This is a genomic window from Gordonia sp. IITR100, assembly GCF_002009645.1.
Classification (GTDB): domain Bacteria; phylum Actinomycetota; class Actinomycetes; order Mycobacteriales; family Mycobacteriaceae; genus Gordonia; species Gordonia hongkongensis.
The window spans coordinates 26,712-50,292 of sequence record NZ_MVKV01000013.1 but is presented as its reverse complement, the minus strand read 5'-3'; the positions used below and the strand labels follow the sequence as shown (position 1 = coordinate 50,292).

Below are 23,581 nucleotides of genomic sequence, written 5' to 3'. Positions count from 1 at the left end.
AAACTAACCGGCGGACTTCTTCTCAGCCCCCGCCGACTCACCGACTTCCACCGCCCGGTCCTGCTTCTTCTTGTTCCGCTTCGGCAACAGGGGGATGCGGGGCCGGGCGGTGAGCCATTTGCTGAACGGTAGGCGTAGGAGCAGGTCGACGAGCGCCAGCGAGACCGCCAGAACCAAGGCGATCAAGATGATCGAGCGCAGGACCGCCGAGTGCGGGAACCAGTCGAAGAGTCCGCTGAGGAATCCCACCCGGCCCAGGATGTCGAGGACCAGCGGGTGGACTGCGAAGACGCCGAACGCGCGCAAGGTGGCCTGCGACACCAGCTTCCCGCCCGCCGGACGGCCGGCGGCGCGTCGGTCATCCCAGACCAGACCGATGAGCCACAACAGGACGAAGCCGCCGACGAACCAGGGCAGGGACACCGGGTTCCAGGCCGTGTTGGCCTTCCACGGCACATTCCCCGGCGATGTCGCCAGCAGGTATCCGGCAACGGTGAAGGCCGCGCAGCCCGCCGCGACCAGGACGACCGTCGCCATGTGGTCGCGGAGCCAACGGTCCACCGCCTCGCGATGCTGCGCGGCCAGCACGCCCATGGTGATGAAGAGCGCGTACATCGGCAGCGTCTTCCACAGGTGCTGGTAGGCGACGTCCCAGACGTGACCGGAGGGTCGGGGGAGGTACTGGTAGACGACGAACACTAGGAGTTGGATCGCGGTCCCGCCGGCCAGCAACAGCCATGGGTGATTGCGGCCGCGTTCGAAGACCCACGCGATCAGTGGGAAGAACAGGTAGATCTGCATCGAGATCAGCAGGAAGTACAACTGGTACTTGCCCTCGCCCACGAGCAGGTCGTGCCCGAGCCGGGGCAGCATCTCACTGATCGGCGGGAACGGATTGTCGGCGATGATGATGTGGTCGGTGATCGTGTAGATCAGCGTCCATGCCAGGTAGGGCCCGACGACGAGCCCGAAACGACGCCGCCAGAACTGCCACGGCGACATCTCCCGACCCTGCATGCTCAGCACGAGGACGTAGAGGGTCACCGCCACGAAGCCGTATCGCGTCAGGTGGCACAGGGTGCCGACGAGATTCGCGCCCCTGATCTCGTCGGCACCGCCGTTGATGGCGTTGATGCTGTGCGCGACGACCACGAAGGTGAACAGGACGACCCGGACGAAGTCGGCGGTGTGCGCGCGACCGCGGGGCTTGGTCGTGGGCGAGGGAGGGGCCGACTCGGCGGGACGGGGTGCCACGGAGTCCGCAGACCCTTTCGCGCTGGTCGTGGTCTCGTCGTCGGCGGTGGGTGCCGACCCTGATGCCGCGTGCACCAACGAAAAGACCTCCCCGGGTGAAACGGTAGAACGTATGCGGTAGGCAGTGTACGGACACAGGCTGGCAGGAACCTCAACGCCGGGGTGTCCTCAGTGGTGACGATCACAGCCGGAAATGTCCGGTTCGCGTCGGGGTCGATCGTACCGGTCCTCGCATTCCGACGCCGGGCGTCACACATCGTCGTGGGTGTTCCCGGCGACGGGGGCGAACTACACGATCTTCACCATCTGAGGTGTGTGGTGTGGCCGGGTGAGGTCGCTCGCGTAGACTCCCGCTGTCGGGGAGCCGCGCCACCGTGGGCTCTTCGCGGTCCGCCTTCGTAGCTCAGGGGATAGAGCAACCCTCTCCTAAAGGGTAGGTCGTAGGTTCGAATCCTACCGAGGGCACCAGTCTGGCCGTTCCACTGCGCGAGTGCCGTCTCGCGGGGTTTCGGCCTACGAACTCACGCCGGATTTCGCGAACCGCCGACGGTAGACGAGTGGCGAGACGCCGACACTCGCGGCGAAATGGTGTCGCAGCAGCGTCGCCGACGTGAAGCCGACCTGGCGTGCCACCTCGTCGACGCTGGCGGTGGTCGTCTCGAGCAGGTTCTTCGCCGACAGCACTCGCTGTTCGGTCAGCCAGCGGCGAGGCGAGATGCCGACCTCGTCGACGAAGCGACGCGCAAAGGTACGTCCGGACATGTGCATCCGGGACGCCATGTCGTCGATGCTGATGTCGCGGTCGAGGTTGGCCGTCATCCAGGCCAGAAGCGATCCGAAGCCCTCGTCGGTGCACGCCGGCATCGGGGCCTCGACGAACTGGCGTTGTCCGCCGTCGCGGTGCGGTGGCACGACCATGCGCCGCGCGATGCGGTTGGCGACGGCCGGTCCCCAGGATTCGCGGACCAGGTGCAGCGAGGCGTCGATCCCGGCGGCTGTGCCGGCGCTCGTGGTCACGGGTCCGTCGTCGACGAAGAGGACGTCGGTGTCGACCTGCGCCTGGGGGAACATGCGCGCGAGATGGTCGCCGTAGCGCCAGTGGGTGGTGCACCGACGGCCGTCGAGGAGTCCGGCCGCGCCGGCGACGAACGCGCCCGAGCAGACGGTGAGGACACGTCCGCCGTTGTCGACGACCGCACGGATGGTGTCCAGGATCTCGACGGGGTAGTCACCGCTGATGCTTCCGCCGGGGATGACGACGAGATCGACGTCGCGGCACTCGTCCAGGGTGTGCGACACCTGGATCGACACCCCGTTGCCGACGGCCAGCGCGGTTTCGGGATCCGGCGTGGCGACCCGGAAGTCGAAGGCGGGGACGTCGTCGTCGGTGCGGTCGAGGCCGAACACCTCGTGCACGACGCCGAACTCGAAGAGCGCGACGTGTCCGTACAGGAGGACACCAACCGAATGCAGCACCTGACCAGTATGGCAGATAATTTGCGAACATTGACTGAACTGCCACTGGTGGCCGAAATGATGTGGGCGGAGGATTACTGCCATGACACTCCTCTTCGTTCTCGCCCTTGTCGTGGTCGCCTCGGTCGCCGGTGCAGCCGGCCTACTGAGTCTCACCGCGCGACGTACCCCCGTCGGCCAGCGGACGCCGGGCCAGCGGATTGCCGACTGGTTCACCCGGAATCCGCGGCGCCCCTACGGTCCCGACACTGAGCGAGTGGCAGCAGAACTGAGCATCCTCACCCGCCGGTACGACAAGCTCATCTGACCCGTCGGCCGCTGCGCTACCGTTGCGGTCGTGAGTTCACAGACAGTCCTCGTGACCGGCGCGACCAGTGGCATCGGGGCCGAGGTCGCCCGCCAGTTCGTCGCGAGGGGACACCGGGTCTACGGCACCACCCGCAATCCGGATTCCGTACGCAACCCGATCCAGGGCGTCACCTACGTCCGGCTCGACAACGCCGACTACGAATCCGCCGAGTCCTGCGCGGCCCTCGTCGGCGACGTGGACATCCTGATCAACAACGCCGGCGAGTCCCAGGCCGGTGCGCTCGAGGACACCTCGATGGCGGCCGTCGAGGATCTGTTCCGGGTCAACGTCTTCGGGCCGATCGCGCTGACCAAAGCGGTGTTGCCCGGCATGCGTCTCCGGCGCCGGGGCACGGTCGTGATGGTCGGGTCGATGTTGTCCAGCTTCCCGGTCGCCTTCCGGTCCAATTACGCCGCGACCAAGTCGGCGTTGAAGGCTTTCGCGCTCGCGTCGCGACGCGAGTTGGCGCCGTACGGGATACGGATGATCAGTGTCGAACCCGGCACGATCGCCACCGGCATCGGTGATCGCCGCAGCATTCACATCGGCGACGACTCGCCCTATCGCGCCGAGTACGAGACGCTCGCCGCCGCCACCCGGCGCAACGAGGACGCGGGCATCAGTGCGGCGAGCATGGCCACCCAGATCGTCGGCGCCGCCCTGTCCGAGCATCCGAAGCCGTTCTACGCCAAGGGTAATCAGGCGGGGGTGGTCTTCCTGCTCCGGCGGCTCGCGCCGCGACAGCTGATCCTGGACATGACCGCGCGCAAGCACGGACTCCCGAAGGTGAAGATCTGACCGTGCGACTCACGTTGCGAGTCATCGGGATCGGACCCGGCGGACCGCGTCAGATCACGCTGCAGGCGATCGACGCGATGGCCGACGTCGATGCCTTCCTCGCGTTGGAGAAGGGCCCGGCGAAGAGCGGCCTGCTCGACGCACGCCGCGCCATCCTCGACGAGCATGCGCGACAGGGGCATTCGCTGGTGGAGATCCCCGATCCGCCACGCGACCGGGAACCGGACGACTACGACGCCGAGGTCCGGCGCTGGCACGCCGCGCGCGCCGAGCTGATCGCCGGCGCCCTGCGCGACGAGGTCGGCGACGGGGGAGTGGCCGCCTTCCTCGTCTGGGGCGACCCGGCCCTCTACGACAGCACGCTGCGGATCGTCGACGATCTCGCCGCCCGCGACGACCTCGAACTCGAGGTCGAGGTCATCCCCGGCGTGACCAGCGCGAGCGCGCTCACGGCGGCCCACGGCATCGTCGCCAATCGCGTCGGCGAACCGATCCACACGACCACGGGCCGACGCCTCGCGGAGACGCCCGCGGGCGCCGACGCGAATCAGATCGTGATGCTCGACGCCGACCTCACCTTCCGGCACACCGCCGACCCGGAGGATCACATCTGGTGGGGCGCCTACGTCGGCACCGAGGACGAGATCCTGATCAGCGGCAAGGTCGGTGAGGTGACGGACCGGATCGTCGAAGCTCGCGCCGAGGCCCGGGACCGGATCGGCTGGATCATGGACATCTATCTGCTGCGGAAGAGTCGCCAGTAGCCGGACCCTTCGTGACGCGCCCTCCGCAAGCTCCGGGCGCTCCTCAGGGAACGGAGGGGCTGCGCTCGCTTCCTCGCACCTCGGGGCCCACCCCGCTCCCTGAGGAGCGAGCTTGCGAGCGTCACGAAGGGTCCTGGTGAGATGCGTCGCCAGATCACAGGTGTTCTCGCGCCACCAGTTCCACCGTCACGAGCATCGCGATGGAACTCACCGCGAGCAAGGCGATCAGCACGAACATCTGCATCGCCGCGGCCGCCCACACCGACGCCCCGCCGAGGACCATGCCGACGAACGCGCCGGGGATCGTGACGAGTCCCACCGACTTCGTCTGATCGAGGCCGGGGACGAGCGCGGTCGCCGAGGGCGGGCCGGCGATCTCCATCCGAGCGTCCCGCGGGTCGAAGCCGAGCGACAGCGCGGCTTCCACCTCGCCGCGACGGACCGACAGCTCGTCATGCGCCCGGCGTCCGGCGAGCGAGGCGGTGACCATCGCGCCGCCGAGCATGATGCCGGCGGTGGGGATCACGGCGATGCCGCGAGCGGGAAGCACACCGACTGCCACCAGAGCGGTCACGATCGCGATCGTCGGCGCCGCCACCGGCCCGGCACACCACGCGGTTCCCGCCAGGCGGGGACCCCCCGGTCGCACGCGTCGGGCCGAGGTCCAGGACGCGGCGGTCGCCATCACCGCGACGAACAGCGCCGAGGCCCACAGGTGGGGGATGACGGCGGCGAGCACGGCAGCCAGCGCCGCGAGTTGCGCGCCGGCCCGGAGCGTGGCGACGACGGTCTCCCGGGCCAATCCGCTCCGACGGTTCACCAGCACGGCGACCACGGCCAGCAGTACGACGGCCACCACCAGTGCGGGCCCGATGCGCACCACCGCGTCGCCGATGCCGTTCACCGGTTCAGTTCACCAGATCTGACGCAGCGCGCCGAGCATCTCCTCGCGGATCTCGCTGCGGCAGATGACGAAGTCCGGCATGTACGGATGCCGGTTGTTGTACACGATCTCCGACCCGTCGAGGCGACTGCAGTGCAGTCCGGCCGCCAGCGCGACCCCCACCGGCGCCGCGTTGTCCCACTCGTACTGACCGCCGGCGTGGACATAGGCATCGGCATCGCCGCGGACGACGGCCATCGCCTTCGCGCCGGCCGAACCGACCGGCACCATCTGCAGACCCAGTCGGTTCGCCACGTAACTGGTCTCATACGAGCCGCCCCACCGGGAGGTGACGAGACGCCGGGTCAGTTCGCCGGTGGTCTCCGCGACGGTGTCGGAACGGAACAGTTCACCCGTCGCGGGCAGCGACACCGACGCCTCGGTGACGATCCCGCTCTCGGTCAGCGCGACGTGTACGGCCCAGTCCGGCGAGCCGCCGGCGAATTCCCTTGTGCCGTCCAGGGGGTCGATGATCCACACGCGCGACGCGGTGGCCCGGTCGCCGACGTCGGCGGCTTCCTCGGACAACACCGCATCGCGTGGCCGGTGTTTGCGGAGCACCGTCGAGATCCAAGCCTGCGCAAGCGCATCGCCCACATCGCCGAGCATCGCGCCGCCGAGCAGGTCGCCCGAACGGATTCCGAGGAGTACTTCGCCGGCTCCCTGCGCGATCCGGGCGGCCAGCTCGGCGTCGGAAAGTCGGGAGTTCATCCCACAACTAGAGCACACTGGTGGCATGCCTGAGCTCCCAGAGGTGGCCGCCATCGCCGACTACGTCGACGGCCGTGCGGCCGGACTCCCGATCCGCCGGGTCGACGTCGCGTCGTTGTCGGTGCTGAAGACCGCGGACCCGCCCTACACGGCGCTGATGGACCGGATCGTCGAATCCGTCGGCCGGGTGGGGAAGTACCTGGTCATCCGTACCATTCCCGGTTCGGCGGCCACTGCGTCAGAGCCGTTGCTGCAGCTGGTCATCCATCTGTCGCGGGCGGGCTGGGTGCGGTGGAGCGAGGACTTGTCGCCCAAACCCCTGCGGCCGGGCGGGAAGAGCCCGATCGCCCTGCGGGTGCACTGCGGCCTACCCGGCGAGGGGTTCGACGTCACCGAGGCCGGGACGCAGAAGCGACTCGCGGTGTGGCTGGTCCGCGACCTCGCCGACGTCGAACGGATCGCCGGTCTGGGACCCGACGCGCTCGAGCTGACGTCCGAACAGTTCGCCGAGATCCTCGCCGGCACCACCGGCCGGATCAAGAACGTGCTCACCGACCAGCACACCATCGCCGGGATCGGCAACGCCTACTCCGACGAGATCCTGCACACGGCACGCCTGTCGCCGTTCGCGTCGTCGAAAACACTGAAGGCCGACCAGGTCGCGACACTCTACGATGCCATGCGCGGCGTGCTCACCGACGCGACCGGGCGTCTGGAGGGGCAGGCCGTCGCGCGGCTGAAGTCCGAGAAGCGCACTGGTCTGCGCGTGCACGCCCGCACCGGCCTGCCGTGTCCGGTGTGCGGCGACATCGTCCGCGAGGTGTCGTTCGCGGACCGGTCCTTCCAGTACTGCGCCACGTGCCAGACGGGCGGGAAGGTGCTGGCGGACCGTCGGATGTCGCGGTTGCTGAAGTAGGTCGCGCCGGGCGACCGGGAAGGCAGAACTTACCGGCCGGTAGCCTGGTCCTCGTGACGACACGGCAGAGGATTCTCATCACGGGTGCGAGTTCGGGGCTCGGGGAAGGCATGGCCCGACGCTTCGCCGCCCAGGGACGTTCGCTCGCCCTCGCGGCGCGCCGCCGCGAGAAGCTGGACGCGCTGGCCGGCGAACTGCGGCCCACCGCCGCACAGGTCGAGGTCGCGACGCTCGACGTCACCGACGTGGACGCCGTCCCCGAGGTCTTCGGGAGGCTGGCCGACGGTCTGGGCGGTCTCGACCGGGTCATCGTCAACGCCGGACTCGGCAAGGGCGCACCCCTCGGCACCGGCAAGGCCGCCGCGAACATCGAGACCGTGCAGACCAATCTCGTCGGCGCGCTGGCCCAGGCCGAGGCGGCGCTGGAGATCTTCCGTGCCCAGAACGCCGGGCACCTCGTGCTGATCAGCTCCATCTCGGGTGTTCGCGGCATGCCCAAGGCGCAGGCCGCCTATTCGGCGTCGAAAGCCGGGCTGACGGCGCTGGGGCAGGGACTCCAGGCCGAGTTCGCGTCGTCGCCGATCACGGTGTCGGTGGTCGCGCCGGGCTACATCGAGACCGATATCAACCGAGGCGTGAAGACGTCCCTGATGGTCGAGACCGACAAGGGCGTCGACGCGCTGGTCAAGGCGATCGAGGCGGAGAAGGACTGGGCCCCGGTGCCCGCGTGGCCCTGGACACCCATCGCGGCCGCGCTGAAGTTCCTGCCGGCGTCGGTCAGCCGCCGACTGGTCTGACTTGTGTAGTTCGTTCAGACAGTGGATGTTTCGCGTTCGACCCCGGCGACGGGCTACCGTCACGGGATGGGTGTTCATCGGTTCGAGCGGCTGACGGCCGTCCTCGCCGCGTGCGCCGCGGGGTCTGGCGTTCTCGCGGGTTGTGCGCCTGCGGCACCGCACGATCGCGATCCGATGCCCTCGCCTCCGGCGTCGACGTCAGCGCCGCCGCCCTCCACCAAGATCGTGACCGCCGGACCACAGCGCGACGAGGGGCCGGTGATCAGACGGTTTCCGCTCCTGCAGGGCTCGGTGATCGAGGGCTGGACGGCCGGCACCCTCGGTGGCAACTCGTCGGACAGGGTCCCCGGACCATCCACCTACTGGTTCGACGCGGTCGTGCACGTCGGTACCGACCGCGCGGCAGCATGGGCGGGGCAGTACGACGCCGACCCGGTGGCCCCGCCTGACTCGGTGGCGGGCGCGTTGCGCGACCTGGTGCCGCCCGGCGGCTTTGTCGGCGGGCCCGCCCTCGACCGTGCGTTTTCGTCACCGGAGTGGCGCGCGACGGTGTACCTGTCGCTGACGACGGGTCGCGTGGTCGTCCTGGGTATCGACGACTGACCTGCGTAAGGTGGCCGTCGTGGCGAACAAGCAGGGACAAGTGGTGGCCTCGGGCGCGTTTCAGGTGTTCGGCGCTCGACAGCGGGATCAGGTCGGCGAACTGCTCGGCGAGATCTTCGACCGCACGGACATCGCGGCCTTGGGCTCCGACTGGCGGGGCATCGTCTACTTCACCCTCTCCGACGACGAGACCACCGCCGCCGACACGGTTCTCGGCTTCGACCCGTCGAGCGGGACCTCGGGTGAGCTGGCCACCGTCGACGAGGTGTCCGAGGCCGTCCGGACCGGTGACGTCGCCGAGGCCGTCGACGTGGCGAGCTTCGATGCGTGGCGGGAGGCGACCGGTACCCGCGCCCTGGACATGGGTGCCTGCGTGCCACCCGCCCTGTATGAATTCCTCGGCGGTGATCCCGCCGAACGAGACGTCGAGCCAACCGATCTCGTCACCTACGTGGCGACCGCGGCCGCGATCATGGGCCGCATCCAGTCGCTCGGCGTCGAACCCGGGGACGAGATCCCCGATGCGGTCTTCGACGAGGAGTACTGGAAGTAGCTCAGACCGCGCGGCCCCGTCGCTCCCGGTACCACGCGACGAGGGCGTCGGTCGACGAATCGTCGTGTGTGTCAGGCGCTTCGGGACGGGTGATGGTACCGAGCAGTTCCTTGGCCTGGGTCTTGCCGAGTTCGACGCCCCACTGGTCGAAGGGGTTGATGCCCCAGATGGCGCCTTCGACGAAGACCTGGTGCTCGTAGAGCGCCACGAGCTGGCCGATCACCGAGGGGGTGAGCTGGGGGGCGAGGATCGAGGTGGTGGGACGGTTGCCCGGCATCACCTTGTGGGCCACGACATGTGCGGGCACGCCCTCGGCGGCGATCTCGTCGGCGGTCTTGCCGAAGGCGAGCACCTTGGTCTGGGCGAAGTAGTTGCTCATCAGCAGGTCGTGCATGGAACCCGAGCCGTCGGGGGAGGTCGGCAGGTCGTCGGTGGGTTCGGCGAAACCGATGAAGTCCGCCGGCACCATCCGCGTGCCCTGGTGCAGCAGTTGGTAGAAGGCGTGCTGCCCGTTGGTTCCCGGCTCGCCCCAGAAGATCTCGCCGGTGTCGGTGGTGACATGGTGGCCCCCGGCGGTGACGGACTTGCCGTTGGACTCCATCGTCAGCTGCTGCAGGTAAGCCGCGAAGCGGGCCATGTCGTTGCTGTACGGGAGCACCGCGCGAACGCCGACATCCCAGAAATTGTTGTACCAGAGGCCGATCAGGCCGAGGATGACCGGCGCGTTGCGTTCGAGGGGCTGGGTGCGGAAGTGCTCGTCGACCTGGTGGAAGCCGTCGAGGAACTCGGCGAAGCGTTCCTTGCCGATCGCGGCCATCACCGACAGCCCGATCGCGGAGTCGACCGAGTACCGGCCGCCGACCCAGTCCCAGAAGCCGAACATGTTGTCGGTGTCGATGCCGAACTCCGCCACTTCGGCGGCGTTGGTGCTTACGGCGACGAAATGCTTTGCCACGGCGTCGGAGTCGGCGTCGAGCGCCTGCAGGAGCCAGGTGCGCGCGGCGGCGGCGTTGGTGAGTGTCTCGAGAGTGGTGAAGGTCTTCGACGCGATGATGAACATTGTCGTCTCGGCGTCGAGGTCGGCGAGGGTGCCGACCATGTCCGCGGGGTCGACGTTGGAGACGAAGTGGCAGCGGATCCCGGCGTCGACGTAGTGGCGCAGCGCCTGATAGACCATCACGGGTCCCAGGTCGGAGCCGCCGATGCCGATGTTGACGACGTCGGTGATGGGTTTTCCGGTGTGTCCCTTCCACTCTCCGCTGCGGAGGCGGTCGGTGAACTCGCCCATCCGGGTGAGGACCTCGTGTACGTCGGTGACGACGTCCTGGCCGTCGACGGTCAGTGTCGCATCGGCCGGCAGGCGCAGCGCGGTGTGCAGGACGGCGCGATCCTCGGAGGTGTTGATGTGGGCGCCGGCGAACATGTCGTCGCGGATCTCCTCGAGACCGACCTCGCGGGCCAGGCTCATCAGGAGTTCGAGCGTCTCGCGCAGCACCCGGTGCTTCGAGTAGTCGATGTGCAGATCGCCGACGTCGACGGTGAGTTCGCGCCCGCGCGCGGGATCGATCGCGAACACCTCACGCAGGTGCATGGCGTACACATGCGGCTGATGAGCCGCGAGCGCCTGCCAGGACTGCGTCGCGGTGATGTCGCCGTGGTCGGTGCCGGTGAAGTCGCTGCCAGGTGCCTGGGTGCTCATGACCACCAACCTTATGTGCTCGGCGTCGCGGCCGCGACGGTCGTCACACGTGGCGCCAGGCGTCACCGGATCACCGCGTCGTCGGTGTCCCGGGGCCGACAGGTCAGCGGCCCAGTGGCCCTCGCCCCAGACGCAGCAGCAGCATCGCGAGGGTGTGCCCCTCCTGGCCGAGATCCTGGAAACGCTCGAGGACCTTCACCTCGCGGCTGTGGACCAGGCGAGGGCCGCCGGAGGCCATGCGTGCGGCACCGATCTTCTTCGACACCGCCGACCTGCGCTTGATCGCGGCGAGGATCACGGCGTCGAGCCGGTCGATCTCGAGCCGCAGCTGGTCGATGTCGTCGGGCAAGTCGCCGACCTCGGACGAGAGCTCGTACTTGTCGAGGTCGATCGAGTGCTCGAACGACGTGCCGCCGGACGGGCGGGGGTCCTGAGCGCCGGGGCTGGGGCTGCGGTCGGTCACGCGCCCGATTTTGCCACGACGCCCCGCGACGACCCGCACGCGGCCGAGTCACCCGACCCGACCACGACGCCGCTCGCGGCACATGGAAACTGGAGCGCATGCCCAATGCTCGGATGGTGTCCCTCGTCGCCCTGTCCCTGATCGTGGGTCAGCTGATCATCCGGGGCTGGCTCGTCGCGACGGGCAACTTCTACTGGGACGATCTGGTCCTCGTGGCACGCGCGTCGTCGAACCCGATCCTGTCCTGGGAGTACCTGGGCCACAGTCACGACGGGCACTTCATGCCGGCGGCGTTCCTGCTCGCCGGGGTGGCCACGTGGCTGGCACCGCTGAACTGGGTGCTGCCGGCGCTGATGCTCGTGGCGATGCAGGCGATCGCGTCGGTGGCGGTGTGGCGGATGGTGCGGGTCATCGCGCCGCGCGCCCGCATCGGTGCGCTCGTCGCGCTCGCGTTCTATCTGTTCAGTCCGATGACGGTGCCCGCCTTCGCCTGGTGGGCGGCCGGCCTCAACACCCTGCCCCTGCAGGCGGCGATGGCGTGGATCGTCGCCGACGCGGTCCGCCTCGCACGCGGTGACGTCGACGACGCGCGACGACGGCTGGTGTGGATCCGCTCGACGATCGTCTTCCTGATCGCGCTGGCGTTCTTCGAGAAGTCGTTGTTCATCCTCCCGGTGGCGCTGGTGGCCGCGGTCCTCGCGAACGGCGGTCCCCGCGCGACGACGGCGACGCTGCGGGCCGCCCGGGAGCTGTGGCTGGCGCTGACCGTCGTCGCCGCGTCGTGGGTGGCGGTGTACTTCGTCACCACCGACCCGACGTCGGGTGAGCATTCGGTGGCGCAGACCGCGCGCCTGGTCTGGCGGTCGGTGACCGATGCGATCGTGCCGTCGCTCGTCGGCGGGCCGTGGGAATGGGAGCGGTGGACGCCGAGTCCGCCGACCGGCTTCCCGCAGATGTGGATGATCGTCGGCGGCTGGCTGGTGCTGGCCGCGGTGACCTGGTGGGCGGTGGCCCGCAAGCGCGGCGGCGCGGCGATCGTCGTGTGCGCGTTGATCTACGCCGTGGCCGCCCAGATCCCGGTGATGTGGAACCGGTCGAGCCCGCAGACGGCGATCGAACTCGCCCAGCACATGCGCTATCTCCCGGACACGGCGCTGGTGTTCACCATCGCTCTGGCCCTGCTGTGCGCCGCGCCGGCCCGGACGACCGAGGTGGGCGGACGGCATGCGCGCACGTCCGACGCCGCGGCCGGGCGCGATGAGGAGCGGTCGGCCGCTCTGCCCGCGTTCGCGTCCGTCGTCGGTGCGCTCGTCGTGGTGTCCGCGCTGGTGTCGCTGGTCTCGTTCGCGTCGTCGTGGCGGGACAACCCGACCGGCGACTACCTCGAGACCGCGACCGCATCGCTGCACGACGCCGCGACGCAGGGACCGGGCGGCGTGACCATGCTCGACCAGTCCGTGCCCCTGGAGATCCTGCAACCCTTCGTCTACCCCGACAACCAGGTCAGCCGCATCTTCGGCCGCGTGGAGCCCCGGCCCGACTTCGGGGTGGCCACCGACCGGTTGTTCGTACTCGACACCGCGGGAAATCTCGTGCCCGGCGGCGTGACGCAGCGCCGCACCATCTACGCGGGGGCGGGGACCTGCCGGACCCCGGAGGTCGCCGGACCCACCCGACTGCGACTCGACGGTCCGCTCTTCTCCTGGCCCTGGACGATCGCGCTCAGCTACTGCGCGACCCGGGACGGCGAGATCGAGATCGCGCTCGCGGACGGGGACGCGGTGCGGGCGCCGGTCCGGGCGGGCCTGGGGTCGGTGTATGTCCGGATCAACGGTGGCGGCGACCACGTCGATCTGCGGCCCCTGACGCCGGGGCTGCGGCTGCACACCGGCGCCGGCCGGGTGGGCGAGGCCGCCGAGGCGCGCTTCGCCGGCGGCTGAGTTCTAGTGGTGTGTCTCGGAAATAAGCGACTGGTCTCCGGCGCTCGATCGGCGCCTGGCTGCGTTGTCGTCGGTCGAGATAGCTCCGCTATCCCTCCCTCCTCCGCCTTGCCAGACCACCGATCGCTCCACCGGATACCGGCCACCTATTTCCGAGACACACCACTAGTCGTAGTAGAACGCGGAGATGTTGTCGCTCTGGTTCTCCGCGGCGATGAGGGCCCGCAGCGCCGACGCGGTCTCCGCCTCGGCGACGAAGTAGACGACCTGCGCGTCGCCCGCCGCGGCGACCTGCTGCTCCATCTGCTTGCGGAGCACCTCGGTGCCTTCCCAGGACGGATCGAAGGTGCCGCCGACGATGTGGTCCTGATATCCCTCACCGAAGGTGATGTGCATGTTGCCGTCGGTGCCGATGCCGTCGAAGACGTAATCGCCGCGCTTGATCGCGTAGTAGCTCGGCAGGCCGGTCACACCGGAGCCGAACCGGGCCTGTGCCGGTTCCTTGTTCCCGGTGCGGACGTAGACGATCTCGGTGTTGGTCTGCTTCTCGTTGTTGTCGATGAGATCGTTCAGTTCGTCTGTGGTCGCGTCGATGAACGCGAGATAAGTGAAGGTGTACCGCGACGCGATGTTGGTGTCCGGCGGGAGGTTGGTCGCCGCGCAGCGGGTGGTTCCGTTGCGTCCGAAGTCCACCCGCAGGACCACCTTGCACTCACCTCCGACGGCGCCGGGCGGGCGGTTGCCGACCGCGAAGTTCAGCGTCAGGCCGTAGTTGAAGTGGCCGCGGACGTCGTCGGCGTACGGGCTGCCCTGCACGGTGTAGTCGAAGGCGCAGGACGAGGTGGTGCATGCACCCGTCTGGCGCGAGGACACCACCGGCTGCTCCATCCAGAGGCCGGGGGCGGGCACCGACAGCAGGTCCGAGACGAGTGCACGCTGGTTCGCGAACACCTTCTGGGCCTGGTCGGCCGGCTGCAGGCTGACCGCGGCGTCGATGTCGTAGGTAACCGGGCCCTGCACGCTCTGACCCTTGACGTTCGTGACGTTCTTCGTCTCCGGGTCGAAGGTGACCTCCCACGCGCCGATCTTCACCTTGTCGTCGCCGACGAACTCGATCGGCGGGTCGGTGGTGGGCCAGCGCCGGGCGTCGGGGGTGCCCTTGTTGGGCGCCGGGAGCTCGGCCCCGAGCTGCGGCGCGTCGCCGTTCTCGATGTTGCCGATGTCGCCGGCGAGGTTGTCCGGGCCGAGGATCGTGCCCAGGCGCGGCAGGCTGGTGAAGCGGGTGGAGGCCCACTTGTTGTCGAGCGGGGCGGCGTCGAGATTCGTCTTCTCGGCGTCGACGAGGAGTTCGTCCCACAGAGCGCCGGGGGCGCTGAGGAACGGGCTGTTGCCGATCTGCCGGTACTCGCCCTGTTGCGAGCCCAGGGTGATCGTGCCCTCGGCGGTGTTCGACGTGGTGACGATCAGGTCGTCGAACTCGACCGTCCCCTCGCCGCGCTCGTCGTCGTACTTGTAGGTGACCTTGCCGGTGAACTTCGCCGCCGGGCTCGTCGCCATCTTGAACAGCACCTCGTCGAGGCTCTTCTGCGCACGGAACGCGGGGGTGGGCTCCACGGTGCCGGCGCTGCTGAACGGGACGAACGACAGGACGAGCGCGATGACGAGGGCCAGTGCTCCGACACCGAGGGCGATGGCGGCGGGGACGATGGACGGTCTCTTCATGGCGCCTCTTCCTGCTCGCCGGGGCGTCGTCGCCGCGTGCGAGTTGTTCGCAGACAGGGCACCCCGAGCCGGTGATACCGCGTCATATTAGCCGCGGGACACGGCGATCGGGGCCTCAACCCACGGGGCCGGTCGGCTGTTCGGTCGACCACGTGCCGGGGTGGAGCGGACCGGCCGACGGGGGTCTGTCGGCGGTGGCGGGTAACCTGGACAACCGATGAACAGCTCTTCTTCTGCCCCTCTTCTCGCCGGTCGCGCGGGCGCCGCTCCCTCGGGTGCGGCCGCCGACGACCGGGTCGCGCGCCTGCTCGACGGTCTCAACCCGCAACAGCGCGCCGCGGTGCTCCACGCCGGCGCGCCGTTGCTGATCGTGGCGGGCGCGGGCTCGGGCAAGACGGCGGTGCTGACCCGCCGGATCGCCTACCTGCTCGCCGCGCGGGACGTCACGCCCGGGCAGATCCTGGCCATCACCTTCACCAACAAGGCCGCCGCGGAGATGCGCGAGCGGGTCATCGACCTCGTCGGCCCCCGCGCCGCCTACATGTGGGTCTCGACCTTCCACTCCACATGCGTGCGCATCCTCCGGGCGCAGTCGGGGTTGCTGGAGAAGATGAACTCCAACTTCTCCATCTACGACGCCGACGACTCGAAGCGGTTGTTCGGCATGGTCATCCGTGACCTCGACCTCGACCCCAAGAAGTTCAGCCCGCGCGGCGTTTCGGTGGCCGTGTCGAACTTCAAGAACGAACTCATCTCGCCCGACGAGGCGCTGGCCGCGGCGCCCGAGGACGACCCGACGTCGACGACGATCGCGCAGATCTACGCCGAGTACCAGCGCCGTCTGCGCGCCGCAAACGCCTTCGACTTCGACGATCTGATCGGGGAGACCGTCGCGCTGCTGCATCGGCATCCGCAGGTCGCGGAGTATTACCGGCGCCGATTCCGTCACGTTCTCGTCGACGAGTACCAGGACACCAACCACGCGCAGTACGTGCTCATCCGCGAACTGGTGGGGGAGCAGACCACCGCGAGTGGTCTGGAGCCCTCGGAGCTGTGCGTCGTCGGCGACGCCGACCAGTCCATCTACGCCTTCCGCGGTGCCACCATCCGCAACATCGAGGAGTTCGAACGCGACTTCCCGTCCGCCGAAACCGTTCTGCTCGAACAGAACTACCGGTCGACGCAAACGATCCTGTCGGCGGCCAACGCCGTCATCGCGCGCAACTCCAACCGGCGCGAGAAGAAGTTGTGGACCGACTCCGGTGACGGCGAACTCATCGTCGGCTACGTCGCCGACTCCGACCGCGACGAGTCGACGTTCATCGCCAAGGAGATCGAGGAACTCACCGACTACTCGATCGGCGGGTCGTCGAGTCACAAATACTCCGACATCGCGGTGTTCTACCGCACCAACACCGGTTCGCGTGCGATCGAGGAGGTGTTCGTCCGGCACGGGATTCCGTACAAGGTCGTCGGCGGCACCAAGTTCTACGAGCGCAAAGAAGTGCGGGATGTGGTGGCCTACCTGCGGGTGGTCGCCAACCCCGACGACTCGGTCAGCCTGCGCCGGATTCTCAACACGCCTCGGCGCGGTATCGGCGATCGCGCGGAAGCCTGCGTCGCCGTGCATTCGGAGAACACCGGACGGAGCTTCTACGAGTCGCTGATGGACGCTGCCGAGGGCAAGGTCGCATTGCTCAACACGCGGGCGGTCAAGCAGATCGGCGGGTTCGTCGAACTCATCGAAGGGCTCCGGTCGGACTTCCTGACCCACTTCGGCGAGGCCGGCTCGGAGGACGCGGATGTGGCCTTCCTCGACGCCACAGAGGAGTCGGCCGACATCGGCGAACTCGTCGACGCGATCGTCGAGCGCACCGGCTACCGCGCCGAACTCGAGGCGTCCAACGATCCACAGGACGGCGCACGCCTCGACAACATCAACGAACTCGTCGCCGTGGCACGGGAATTCAGTGCCGACGCCGCGCAGGTCGACGCCGATGCCGACGACCCCGAGGTCGAGGTGGACCGCGAGGGCGAGCCCGAACCCGGTTCGCTCGCAGCGTTTCTCGAGCGGGTCTCACTCGTCGCAGACGCCGACCAGGTGCCGGATGAGGGCGAGGGCGTGGTCACGATGATGACCCTGCACACCGCCAAGGGCCTCGAGTTCCCGGTCGTCTTCGTCACCGGTTGGGAGGACGGTCATTTCCCGCACATGCGCGCGCTCGGCGACCCGGCCGAGCTGAGCGAGGAGCGGCGCCTGGCCTACGTCGGGATCACCCGCGCCAAGCAGCGTCTGTACCTCACCCGGTCGGTCACCCGCGCCTCCTGGGGGCAACCGGTGTCGAACCCGGAATCCCGTTTCCTGCAAGAGATCCCGCAACACCTCGTCGACTGGCGCCGAACCGAACCCAAGCGCTCCATGCGCGGCTTCGGCGGATCGTCGGGCGGCGTGTTCGGCCGCGACGGGGCATTCTCCGGTTCGGGTGGTTCGTCGATGGGCCGTGGCCGCTCGTCGTACTCGTCGGATCCGGCCCGCGGACGCAACAAGCAGGTTCAGCTCGACATCGGCGACCGACACAACCATCCGAAGTACGGCATGGGCAAGGTCGTGGCCAAGGAGGGCAGCGGCGCCACCGAACGCGTCACCATCGACTACGGCGGCAGCGCGGGACGCGTCACACTTCTCACCGCGGGCGGGATTCCCGGGGACAAGCTCTAGGGCTGGGTCCGCAAGGAGCGCACGCCCCGCTCCCTGATCCGGAAGAAGTGACCCCCACTGCTCCCTGAGGAGCGCCCGGAGCTTGCGGAGGGCGCGTCACGAAGGGTCCTGGCAACCGAGACTGCGAATGCCCTTCGTGACGCGCGCGAGCTCGCCCCTCAGCAACCGCGCCTGACGGCCATCGTGGACTACGAAAGAACTCGTTGTGCTCGGAGCGGGCCCAACCACTGCTCCCTGAGGAGGCCGGAGCTTGCGGAGGCCGTCACGAAGGGTCCTGGTGAGACCGCGTCGCCAACCCCTCGTGGCTCGACGCGACCTGTGGGGCCCTTCTGCTAGCCGGTGTAACCGGAGAGCTTCACGCCCTTGGCTGCGAGCCAGGGCACAGGGTCGATCTTGGTGTTGCCGTTCTTCCACACCTCGAAGTGCAGGTGCGGGCCGAACGAAAAGCCCTCGTTGCCCACCAGGGCGATGACGTCGCCGGCGGTGACGCGCTGGCCTTCGGTGACCAGGACGCCCGAGGAGGCCATGTGGCCGTACATGGTGACCGTGCCGTCGGCGGCCTGGATCTGAACCCAGTGGCCGTATCCCGACGCGGGCTCGGCCTTGATCACGACACCGTCGGTGGCGGCGTGGATCGGGGTGCCGAGGGGAGCGGCCATATCGATGCCGCCGTGCATGGTGCCCCAGCGCATCGCGAAGGCGGAGGTGAAGTCGTAGCTGCCGAGCGGGATCGGCGAGGTGAAGAGCGGGCGCCGGGCCAGGGCCTCGCGACGATCCTGGTCCGCCGCCATCTTGGCGCCCACACCCAGCTGATTGGTGAAGACGTTCATCTGGTCGGTCTGTGCGGTCGCAGCAGCGACGCCGGGGCCCAGCTCCGCGGGTGCGGCGCCCGGGGCGGTGGCGTCGTTGACGGCCGCGGCGTTCACGGGTGCGGGCGCCTCGTCGCTCGTGCCGACCTGAGCGACCGCGGCGACGGCCGCGCCGGCGGCCATGGCGATGAGAGCTGCGCGTCCGCCCTTGAGGGCGTTCGGCGGCGCCGCGATGCGGTGCTTGCCGCCACGCCGGACCCGTTGTCCGGCCGGATTCGTCCGGAAGGGGCGATGCTCGGTGTCGTCGTCGAGATCGTCGTCGTCGAGCGAACGGAGTTCGCCTCCGTCGAAGATGTCGAGCTCGGCGCCCTCGACGTCGAACGGCTCGTCGTGCTCGTACTGATCGAACTCGTGCTCGGGGATCAGGATGTCCTGAGTGATCTCCGAACGGGTGGGACGGTAGTAGCCCTGCCACGACGACGGCGTCCAGCCGGCGTCGGAGTGCTCGCGAGTGGAGGTGTCGGAGTCTGCGAAGTCGAACTCGTAGTCGGTGAGGTCGTACCCGGCCGCATCGTCGGTGTCGACAAGGGGGATGATCGTGGTCATCTCTTCCGCTGTGACGTCATCGATCAACCCGCCCGATCGGACGCGGCCCGATCCGCGTGAGACACCGAGTCCCGCCAAATCGTCCACCTCATCTCTTCGCTACCGCATCTCGTCGCCGGCGGATCGAAGTCACCGTCCGTAATCCTTCTGTGACCACCGCTGAGAGCCGACGGTAACGAAATGATTGCGGCAAGTCCAACCGTAGAAAGCGACAAACCGGCATATTGTGAGCTGAGTCACATGGCTGGTCGCCAAGTATGGAAATTGCCGGATTTTCTGTTCACTACAGCAAATTCAACCTGTGAAGACCGCGCGCCGATGAATTCTGCGGTCGTCGCAGTTCATGGGGTCGGACCGACGCTGCGGACCTCACGTCACGACGTCAATACTGTGAGAACCGACCGAGCGAGTGATCTGTCGCACAAGCGCAGGGTGCGCGCGGGGTGGCGATTCCCGACAGGTTTAGAGTCCGATATGGCCCGCATTACACCCTTGCGCGGGCAAATCTACGAGATGGTGAGCTGAATGGATCTCTTCGAATACCAGGCGAAGGAACTGTTCGCCAAGCACGGGGTTCCCACCACACCCGGTCGGGTGACCGATGATGCCGCCGATGCGCGGGCGATCGCCGAGGAAATCGGCAAGCCCGTGATGATCAAGGCGCAGGTCAAGACCGGCGGGCGTGGCAAGGCAGGCGGCGTCAAGTACGCCGCGACCCCGGACGACGCGCAGTCCCACGCTTCCAACATCCTTGGCCTCGACATCAAGGGCCACGTCGTCAAGAAGCTGCTGGTCGCCGAGGCCAGCGACATCGCGGAGGAGTACTACATCTCCTTCCTGCTCGATCGCACCAACCGCTCCTACCTGGCCATGTGCTCGGTCGAGGGTGGCATGGAGATCGAAGAGGTCGCGGCGACCAAGCCCGAGCGCCTCGCGCGGGTCGCCGTCGACGCCGTGAAGGGTGTCGATCTGGAAACCGCGCGCTCGATCGCCGAGCAGGGCCATCTGCCTGCCGAGGTGCTCGACGCCGCAGCGGTCACCATCGCGAAGCTCTGGGAGGTCTTCGTCAAGGAAGATGCCACCCTGGTCGAGGTCAACCCGCTCGTCCGCACCCCGGACGATCAGATCCTCGCCCTCGACGGCAAGGTCACCCTCGATGCCAACGCCGACTTCCGTCAGCCCGGCCACGAGGAGTTCGAGGATCGCGACGCCACCGATCCCCTGGAGCTCAAGGCCAAGGAGAACGACCTCAACTACGTCAAGCTCGACGGCGAGGTCGGCATCATCGGCAACGGCGCGGGACTGGTCATGTCGACCCTCGACGTGGTCGCCTACGCCGGTGAGAAGCACAACAACGTGAAGCCCGCGAACTTCCTCGACATCGGCGGCGGCGCCTCGGCCGAGGTCATGGCTGCCGGCCTCGACGTCATCCTCGGCGACGAGCAGGTCAAGAGCGTCTTCGTCAACGTCTTCGGTGGCATCACCGCATGTGACGCCGTCGCCAACGGCATCGTCGGTGCTCTCGAGAAGCTGGGGTCCGACGCCAACAAGCCGCTGGTCGTACGCCTCGACGGCAACAAGGTCGACGAAGGCCGCAAGATCCTGGCCGATGCGAACCACCCGTTGGTCACGCTCGCCGAAACCATGGACTCGGGCGCCGACAAGGCCGCCGAGCTGGCGAGCAAGTAAGGGAGCCACGGAATATGTCGATCTTTCTGAACAAAGACAACAAGGTCATCGTCCAGGGCATCACCGGCGGTGAGGGCACCAAGCACACCGCTCTGATGCTCAAGGCCGGCACCAACATCGTCGGCGGTGTCAACGCGCGCAAGGCCGGCACCACCGTGTCGCACGTCGACGCCGACGGCAACAACGTCGAGCTGCCGGTGTTCGCATCGGTCGCCGAGGCCATGAAGGAGACCGGGGCCGACACCTCGATCGCCTTCGTGCCGCCGAAGTTCTCCAAGGACGCCATCATCGAGGCCATCGACGCGGAGATCCCGCTGCTCGTGGTCATCACCGAGGGCATCCCGGTGCAGGACTCCGCCTACGCGTGGGCCTACAACGTGGAGAAGGGCGAGAAGACCCGCATCATCGGCCCCAACTGCCCCGGCATCATCACCCCGGGTGAGGCGCTGGTGGGCATCACGCCGAACAACATCACCGGCAAGGGGCCGATCGGTCTGGTCTCCAAGTCGGGCACCCTGACCTACCAGATGATGTACGAGCTGCGCGATCTCGGCTTCTCGACCGCCATCGGCATCGGCGGCGACCCGGTCATCGGCACCACCCACATCGACGCCATCGAGGCGTTCGAGAAGGATCCCGAGACCAAGCTGATCGTGATGATCGGTGAGATCGGCGGCGACGCCGAGGAGAAGGCCGGCGAGTACATCAAGGCCAACGTGACCAAGCCCGTCGTCGGCTACGTCGCGGGCTTCACCGCCCCCGAGGGCAAGACCATGGGCCATGCCGGCGCCATCGTCTCCGGCGGTGCGGGCACCGCGCAGGGCAAGAAGGAAGCCCTCGAGGCTGCGGGCGTCAAGGTCGGCAAGACGCCGTCCGAGACCGCCGCGCTGGCGCGGGAGCTCTACGAGGCACTGTAAGAAGTCACGGAAACCGAAGAACCCGAGCGGGTCTGCCCGCTCGGGTTTTTTCGTGGGCCGACCGACCGGATCGGCGCGTGCGATAATTCGTCGGTGAACTCCCCGGCGCGACGCGGCGCGATCTCCCAGCTGGCAGGGGAGTCGATGCGGTTCGCCGGGGTGGTGGCCGACGTCGCGGAACGTCTACCCCTCGCGGGCGGGGTCGTCGGGTCCGTCCGTGCGCGGCTGGCCGAGGCCGCCGACACCGCTGTCACCGTGGTGGTCTCGACGACGCGAGCCGTTCTGGGAGTCGTCATCCGTGAGGTCGTCGACGCATTGGTCGAGGAGGTCGACCTCACCGACCTCGTCCTCACCCACGTCGACCTGAAACGACTCATCAGCGAGGTCCTCGCACTCATCGACATCGACGAGGTGATCACCACGGTCGATCTCGATCGGGCTGTCGCACAGGTGGATCTGATGGCGGCGATCGATCTGGTGGACCTCGACAGGGTGATCGGCAAGGTCGATCTCGACTCCGTCGCCACCCGGATCGACATCGACGCGATCGCGGCCCGGATCGACATCGACGCCATCCTCGGGCGCGTCGACCTGATCGGACTCGCCGAAGAGATCATCGACGGTGTCGACCTCCCCGACATCATCCGGGAGGCGAGCACGTCGGTGACCGCCGATGTGATGACCGACGTGCGCAGCACCAGCGAACGTGCCGACGACGCGGTGGCCAACGCGGTCAACCGATTCTTGCGTCGCCGCGGTGCCGCGGCCATCGAGGCAGCTCCCGATGAGGAGGGGCCACGATGACCGCGGAACCGAAACCGACAGAGCCGCTGCAGAACTCGTCCCCGACGACGCCCGGTCTGCCGCCCGTGCACAAGGCCCATGCGGTGCAGGACCGGGACAAGAACGCGGGCATCGTGAGCCGGGGTGTCGCCTCGTTCCTCGACCTCCTCGTCGTCTGGACGATCCTCGGTGCCGCCTATGCGGGCCTGTCCCTGATGAAGTTCGTGCTCTCGGTCAGCGAATTCTCGTTGCCGGAGGTCAATCTGGTCTTCACCACGACCGGCTTCGTGCTGGTGGCGGTGCTCTACCTCGCGACGTGCTGGGAGGTCTCCGGACGCACCCTCGGGTCGGTCGTGATGGGCCTGCGGGTGGTCAATTCAGAGGGTGCACGCATCCGGCCGACCATCGCGGTGCTGCGCGCCCTGCTCTGTACGTTCTTCGCGATCGGTCTGGTGTGGGTGGTCGTCGACCGGCGTCGGCGGTCGGTGGCCGACGTCCTCCTGCGCACCCGGGTCATCTACTCTCGCTGACCGCCTTGAGCTGAGTCAGTCCCTTCTCGAAGTCCTTGCCCAGCATCTTGTCGAAGATGCCGAAGAACCCTGCCACGCGGCTGAACAACGTCTGTGCGCCGACCATCGTCCAGGACACCCGCGTCGCCTGTCCCTCCGGCGCGAGTTCGAAGGTGACGGTGTTGGTGGCCTTCATCGGCTTCTCGAAGGCAAGGTGCACCTCGACCTCGCGCGGCTCGTCGACGCGCGTGATCTCCATGGCGCCGCGACCGGCCTTCTTGTTGCCCGACCACGCGTACTTCGCGCCGACACCGGATTCCGCACCGGAGTAGTCGCGCGTCATGTCGGGGTCGACGCCCTCCCACGGCGACCAGTGCACCCACTGGTGGAAGTCGACCAGGTACGGCAGCACCGCAGTGGGCGGTGCGTCGACGATGGTGGATCGGGTGATGCGGAAGGTGTCGGACATGCGGGCCCCCGGAAGATCGGTCGGATGGTACGGAACGGGTGTCGGGCTGACGAGAGTATGACACCGGGCGCCGACGAAAATCATCGCGTCGG

At 68.1% G+C, this 23,581-nt stretch carries 22 protein-coding genes and 1 tRNA gene; 14 read left to right on the top strand and 9 right to left on the bottom strand.

Annotation, left to right across the window (positions count from 1 at the left end):
* Positions 1-3 precede the first annotated feature (3 nt).
* Positions 4-1,329 (bottom strand): acyltransferase, encoded by a 1,326-nt coding sequence (locus B1818_RS17040; RefSeq protein WP_078113413.1) that lies wholly within the window; start codon positions 1,327-1,329, stop codon positions 4-6.
* A 317-nt stretch (positions 1,330-1,646) separates the two neighbouring features.
* Here B1818_RS17040 and B1818_RS17035 point away from each other — a divergent pair.
* Positions 1,647-1,722: transfer RNA gene (locus B1818_RS17035), tRNA-Arg, on the top strand.
* 45 nt (positions 1,723-1,767) lie between these two features.
* Here B1818_RS17035 and B1818_RS17030 read toward each other — a convergent pair.
* Entirely contained in the window at positions 1,768-2,730 is a 963-nt protein-coding gene (locus B1818_RS17030; protein WP_078113412.1) for a GlxA family transcriptional regulator, read from the bottom strand.
* Positions 2,731-2,812: 82 nt separating this feature from the next.
* Here B1818_RS17030 and B1818_RS17025 point away from each other — a divergent pair, with 82 nt between their 5' ends.
* The 3 genes from B1818_RS17025 to cobF are packed head-to-tail and all read left to right on the top strand — an operon-like array spanning position 2,813 to position 4,641.
* Positions 2,813-3,037 (top strand): hypothetical protein, encoded by a 225-nt coding sequence (locus B1818_RS17025; RefSeq protein WP_078113410.1) that lies wholly within the window; start codon positions 2,813-2,815, stop codon positions 3,035-3,037.
* A gap of 30 nt (positions 3,038-3,067) precedes the next feature.
* On the top strand, positions 3,068-3,877 hold the full coding sequence (locus B1818_RS17020; protein WP_078113409.1) for an SDR family oxidoreductase: 810 nt from the start codon (positions 3,068-3,070) through the stop codon (positions 3,875-3,877).
* A 2-nt stretch (positions 3,878-3,879) separates the two neighbouring features.
* Complete coding sequence (gene cobF, locus B1818_RS17015; protein ID WP_078113408.1) at positions 3,880-4,641, top strand: precorrin-6A synthase (deacetylating); 762 nt, start codon at positions 3,880-3,882, stop codon at positions 4,639-4,641.
* Between the two features lie 154 nt (positions 4,642-4,795).
* Here the strand turns inward: cobF and B1818_RS17010 are convergent, their stop codons facing one another.
* Entirely contained in the window at positions 4,796-5,545 is a 750-nt protein-coding gene (locus B1818_RS17010) for an ABC transporter permease (RefSeq protein ID WP_058251553.1), read from the bottom strand.
* A 9-nt stretch (positions 5,546-5,554) separates the two neighbouring features.
* Positions 5,555-6,295 carry a 3'(2'),5'-bisphosphate nucleotidase CysQ gene (locus B1818_RS17005; protein WP_078113407.1) on the bottom strand — a complete coding sequence of 247 codons (741 nt, stop codon included), beginning with the start codon at positions 6,293-6,295 and terminating at the stop codon, positions 5,555-5,557.
* 25 nt (positions 6,296-6,320) lie between these two features.
* Between B1818_RS17005 and B1818_RS17000 the strand changes: the two genes are divergently transcribed.
* From B1818_RS17000 to B1818_RS16985, 4 genes are all read left to right on the top strand, one after another.
* A complete protein-coding gene (locus B1818_RS17000; RefSeq protein ID WP_058251551.1) occupies positions 6,321-7,211 on the top strand; it encodes a DNA-formamidopyrimidine glycosylase family protein in 891 nt (296 codons plus the stop codon).
* A gap of 53 nt (positions 7,212-7,264) precedes the next feature.
* On the top strand, positions 7,265-8,008 hold the full coding sequence (locus B1818_RS16995; protein ID WP_058251550.1) for an SDR family oxidoreductase: 744 nt from the start codon (positions 7,265-7,267) through the stop codon (positions 8,006-8,008).
* A gap of 66 nt (positions 8,009-8,074) precedes the next feature.
* Positions 8,075-8,611, top strand: a complete 537-nt coding sequence (locus B1818_RS16990) for a hypothetical protein (RefSeq protein ID WP_078113406.1) — start codon at positions 8,075-8,077, stop codon at positions 8,609-8,611.
* A 19-nt stretch (positions 8,612-8,630) separates the two neighbouring features.
* On the top strand, positions 8,631-9,164 hold the full coding sequence (locus B1818_RS16985) for a hypothetical protein (protein WP_078113462.1): 534 nt from the start codon (positions 8,631-8,633) through the stop codon (positions 9,162-9,164).
* 1 nt (position 9,165) lies between these two features.
* Here the strand turns inward: B1818_RS16985 and pgi are convergent, their stop codons facing one another.
* Positions 9,166-10,863: a glucose-6-phosphate isomerase gene (gene pgi, locus B1818_RS16980; RefSeq protein WP_078113461.1), complete on the bottom strand. Its 1,698-nt coding sequence runs from the start codon at positions 10,861-10,863 to the stop codon at positions 9,166-9,168.
* 103 nt (positions 10,864-10,966) lie between these two features.
* Positions 10,967-11,326: a chorismate mutase gene (locus tag B1818_RS16975; protein WP_033203695.1), complete on the bottom strand. Its 360-nt coding sequence runs from the start codon at positions 11,324-11,326 to the stop codon at positions 10,967-10,969.
* Between the two features lie 98 nt (positions 11,327-11,424).
* On the opposite strand from B1818_RS16975, the gene B1818_RS16970 reads away from it, so the two are divergent.
* Positions 11,425-13,266: a hypothetical protein gene (locus B1818_RS16970; protein WP_078113404.1), complete on the top strand. Its 1,842-nt coding sequence runs from the start codon at positions 11,425-11,427 to the stop codon at positions 13,264-13,266.
* Positions 13,267-13,431: 165 nt separating this feature from the next.
* Here B1818_RS16970 and B1818_RS16965 read toward each other — a convergent pair whose 3' ends face one another.
* The gene (locus B1818_RS16965; protein WP_078113403.1) at positions 13,432-14,988 is read right to left on the bottom strand and encodes a hypothetical protein; all 1,557 of its coding nucleotides are present in this window, start codon (positions 14,986-14,988) and stop codon (positions 13,432-13,434) included.
* A 217-nt stretch (positions 14,989-15,205) separates the two neighbouring features.
* Between B1818_RS16965 and B1818_RS16960 the strand changes: the two genes are divergently transcribed.
* Positions 15,206-17,707: a UvrD-helicase domain-containing protein gene (locus B1818_RS16960; protein ID WP_058251545.1), complete on the top strand. Its 2,502-nt coding sequence runs from the start codon at positions 15,206-15,208 to the stop codon at positions 17,705-17,707.
* A 332-nt stretch (positions 17,708-18,039) separates the two neighbouring features.
* Here B1818_RS16960 and B1818_RS16955 read toward each other — a convergent pair whose 3' ends face one another.
* Positions 18,040-19,209 carry a M23 family metallopeptidase gene (locus tag B1818_RS16955; RefSeq protein WP_058251544.1) on the bottom strand — a complete coding sequence of 390 codons (1,170 nt, stop codon included), beginning with the start codon at positions 19,207-19,209 and terminating at the stop codon, positions 18,040-18,042.
* Positions 19,210-19,647: 438 nt separating this feature from the next.
* Between B1818_RS16955 and sucC the strand changes: the two genes are divergently transcribed.
* The 4 genes from sucC (at position 19,648) to B1818_RS16935 (ending at position 23,041) form a co-directional block, all read left to right on the top strand.
* Positions 19,648-20,811 (top strand): ADP-forming succinate--CoA ligase subunit beta, encoded by a 1,164-nt coding sequence (gene sucC, locus B1818_RS16950; RefSeq protein WP_010843609.1) that lies wholly within the window; start codon positions 19,648-19,650, stop codon positions 20,809-20,811.
* 14 nt (positions 20,812-20,825) lie between these two features.
* Complete coding sequence (gene sucD, locus B1818_RS16945) at positions 20,826-21,728, top strand: succinate--CoA ligase subunit alpha (protein ID WP_058251543.1); 903 nt, start codon at positions 20,826-20,828, stop codon at positions 21,726-21,728.
* A gap of 93 nt (positions 21,729-21,821) precedes the next feature.
* Positions 21,822-22,532: a hypothetical protein gene (locus B1818_RS16940; protein WP_223258814.1), complete on the top strand. Its 711-nt coding sequence runs from the start codon at positions 21,822-21,824 to the stop codon at positions 22,530-22,532.
* On the top strand, positions 22,529-23,041 hold the full coding sequence (locus tag B1818_RS16935; protein WP_058251542.1) for an RDD family protein: 513 nt from the start codon (positions 22,529-22,531) through the stop codon (positions 23,039-23,041). Before B1818_RS16940 ends, B1818_RS16935 begins: the two co-directional genes overlap by 4 nt.
* Here the strand turns inward: B1818_RS16935 and B1818_RS16930 are convergent.
* Positions 23,025-23,489 carry an SRPBCC family protein gene (locus tag B1818_RS16930; RefSeq protein ID WP_058251541.1) on the bottom strand — a complete coding sequence of 155 codons (465 nt, stop codon included), beginning with the start codon at positions 23,487-23,489 and terminating at the stop codon, positions 23,025-23,027. The genes B1818_RS16935 and B1818_RS16930 overlap by 17 nt on opposite strands.
* Between the last annotated feature and the right edge of the window lie 92 nt (positions 23,490-23,581).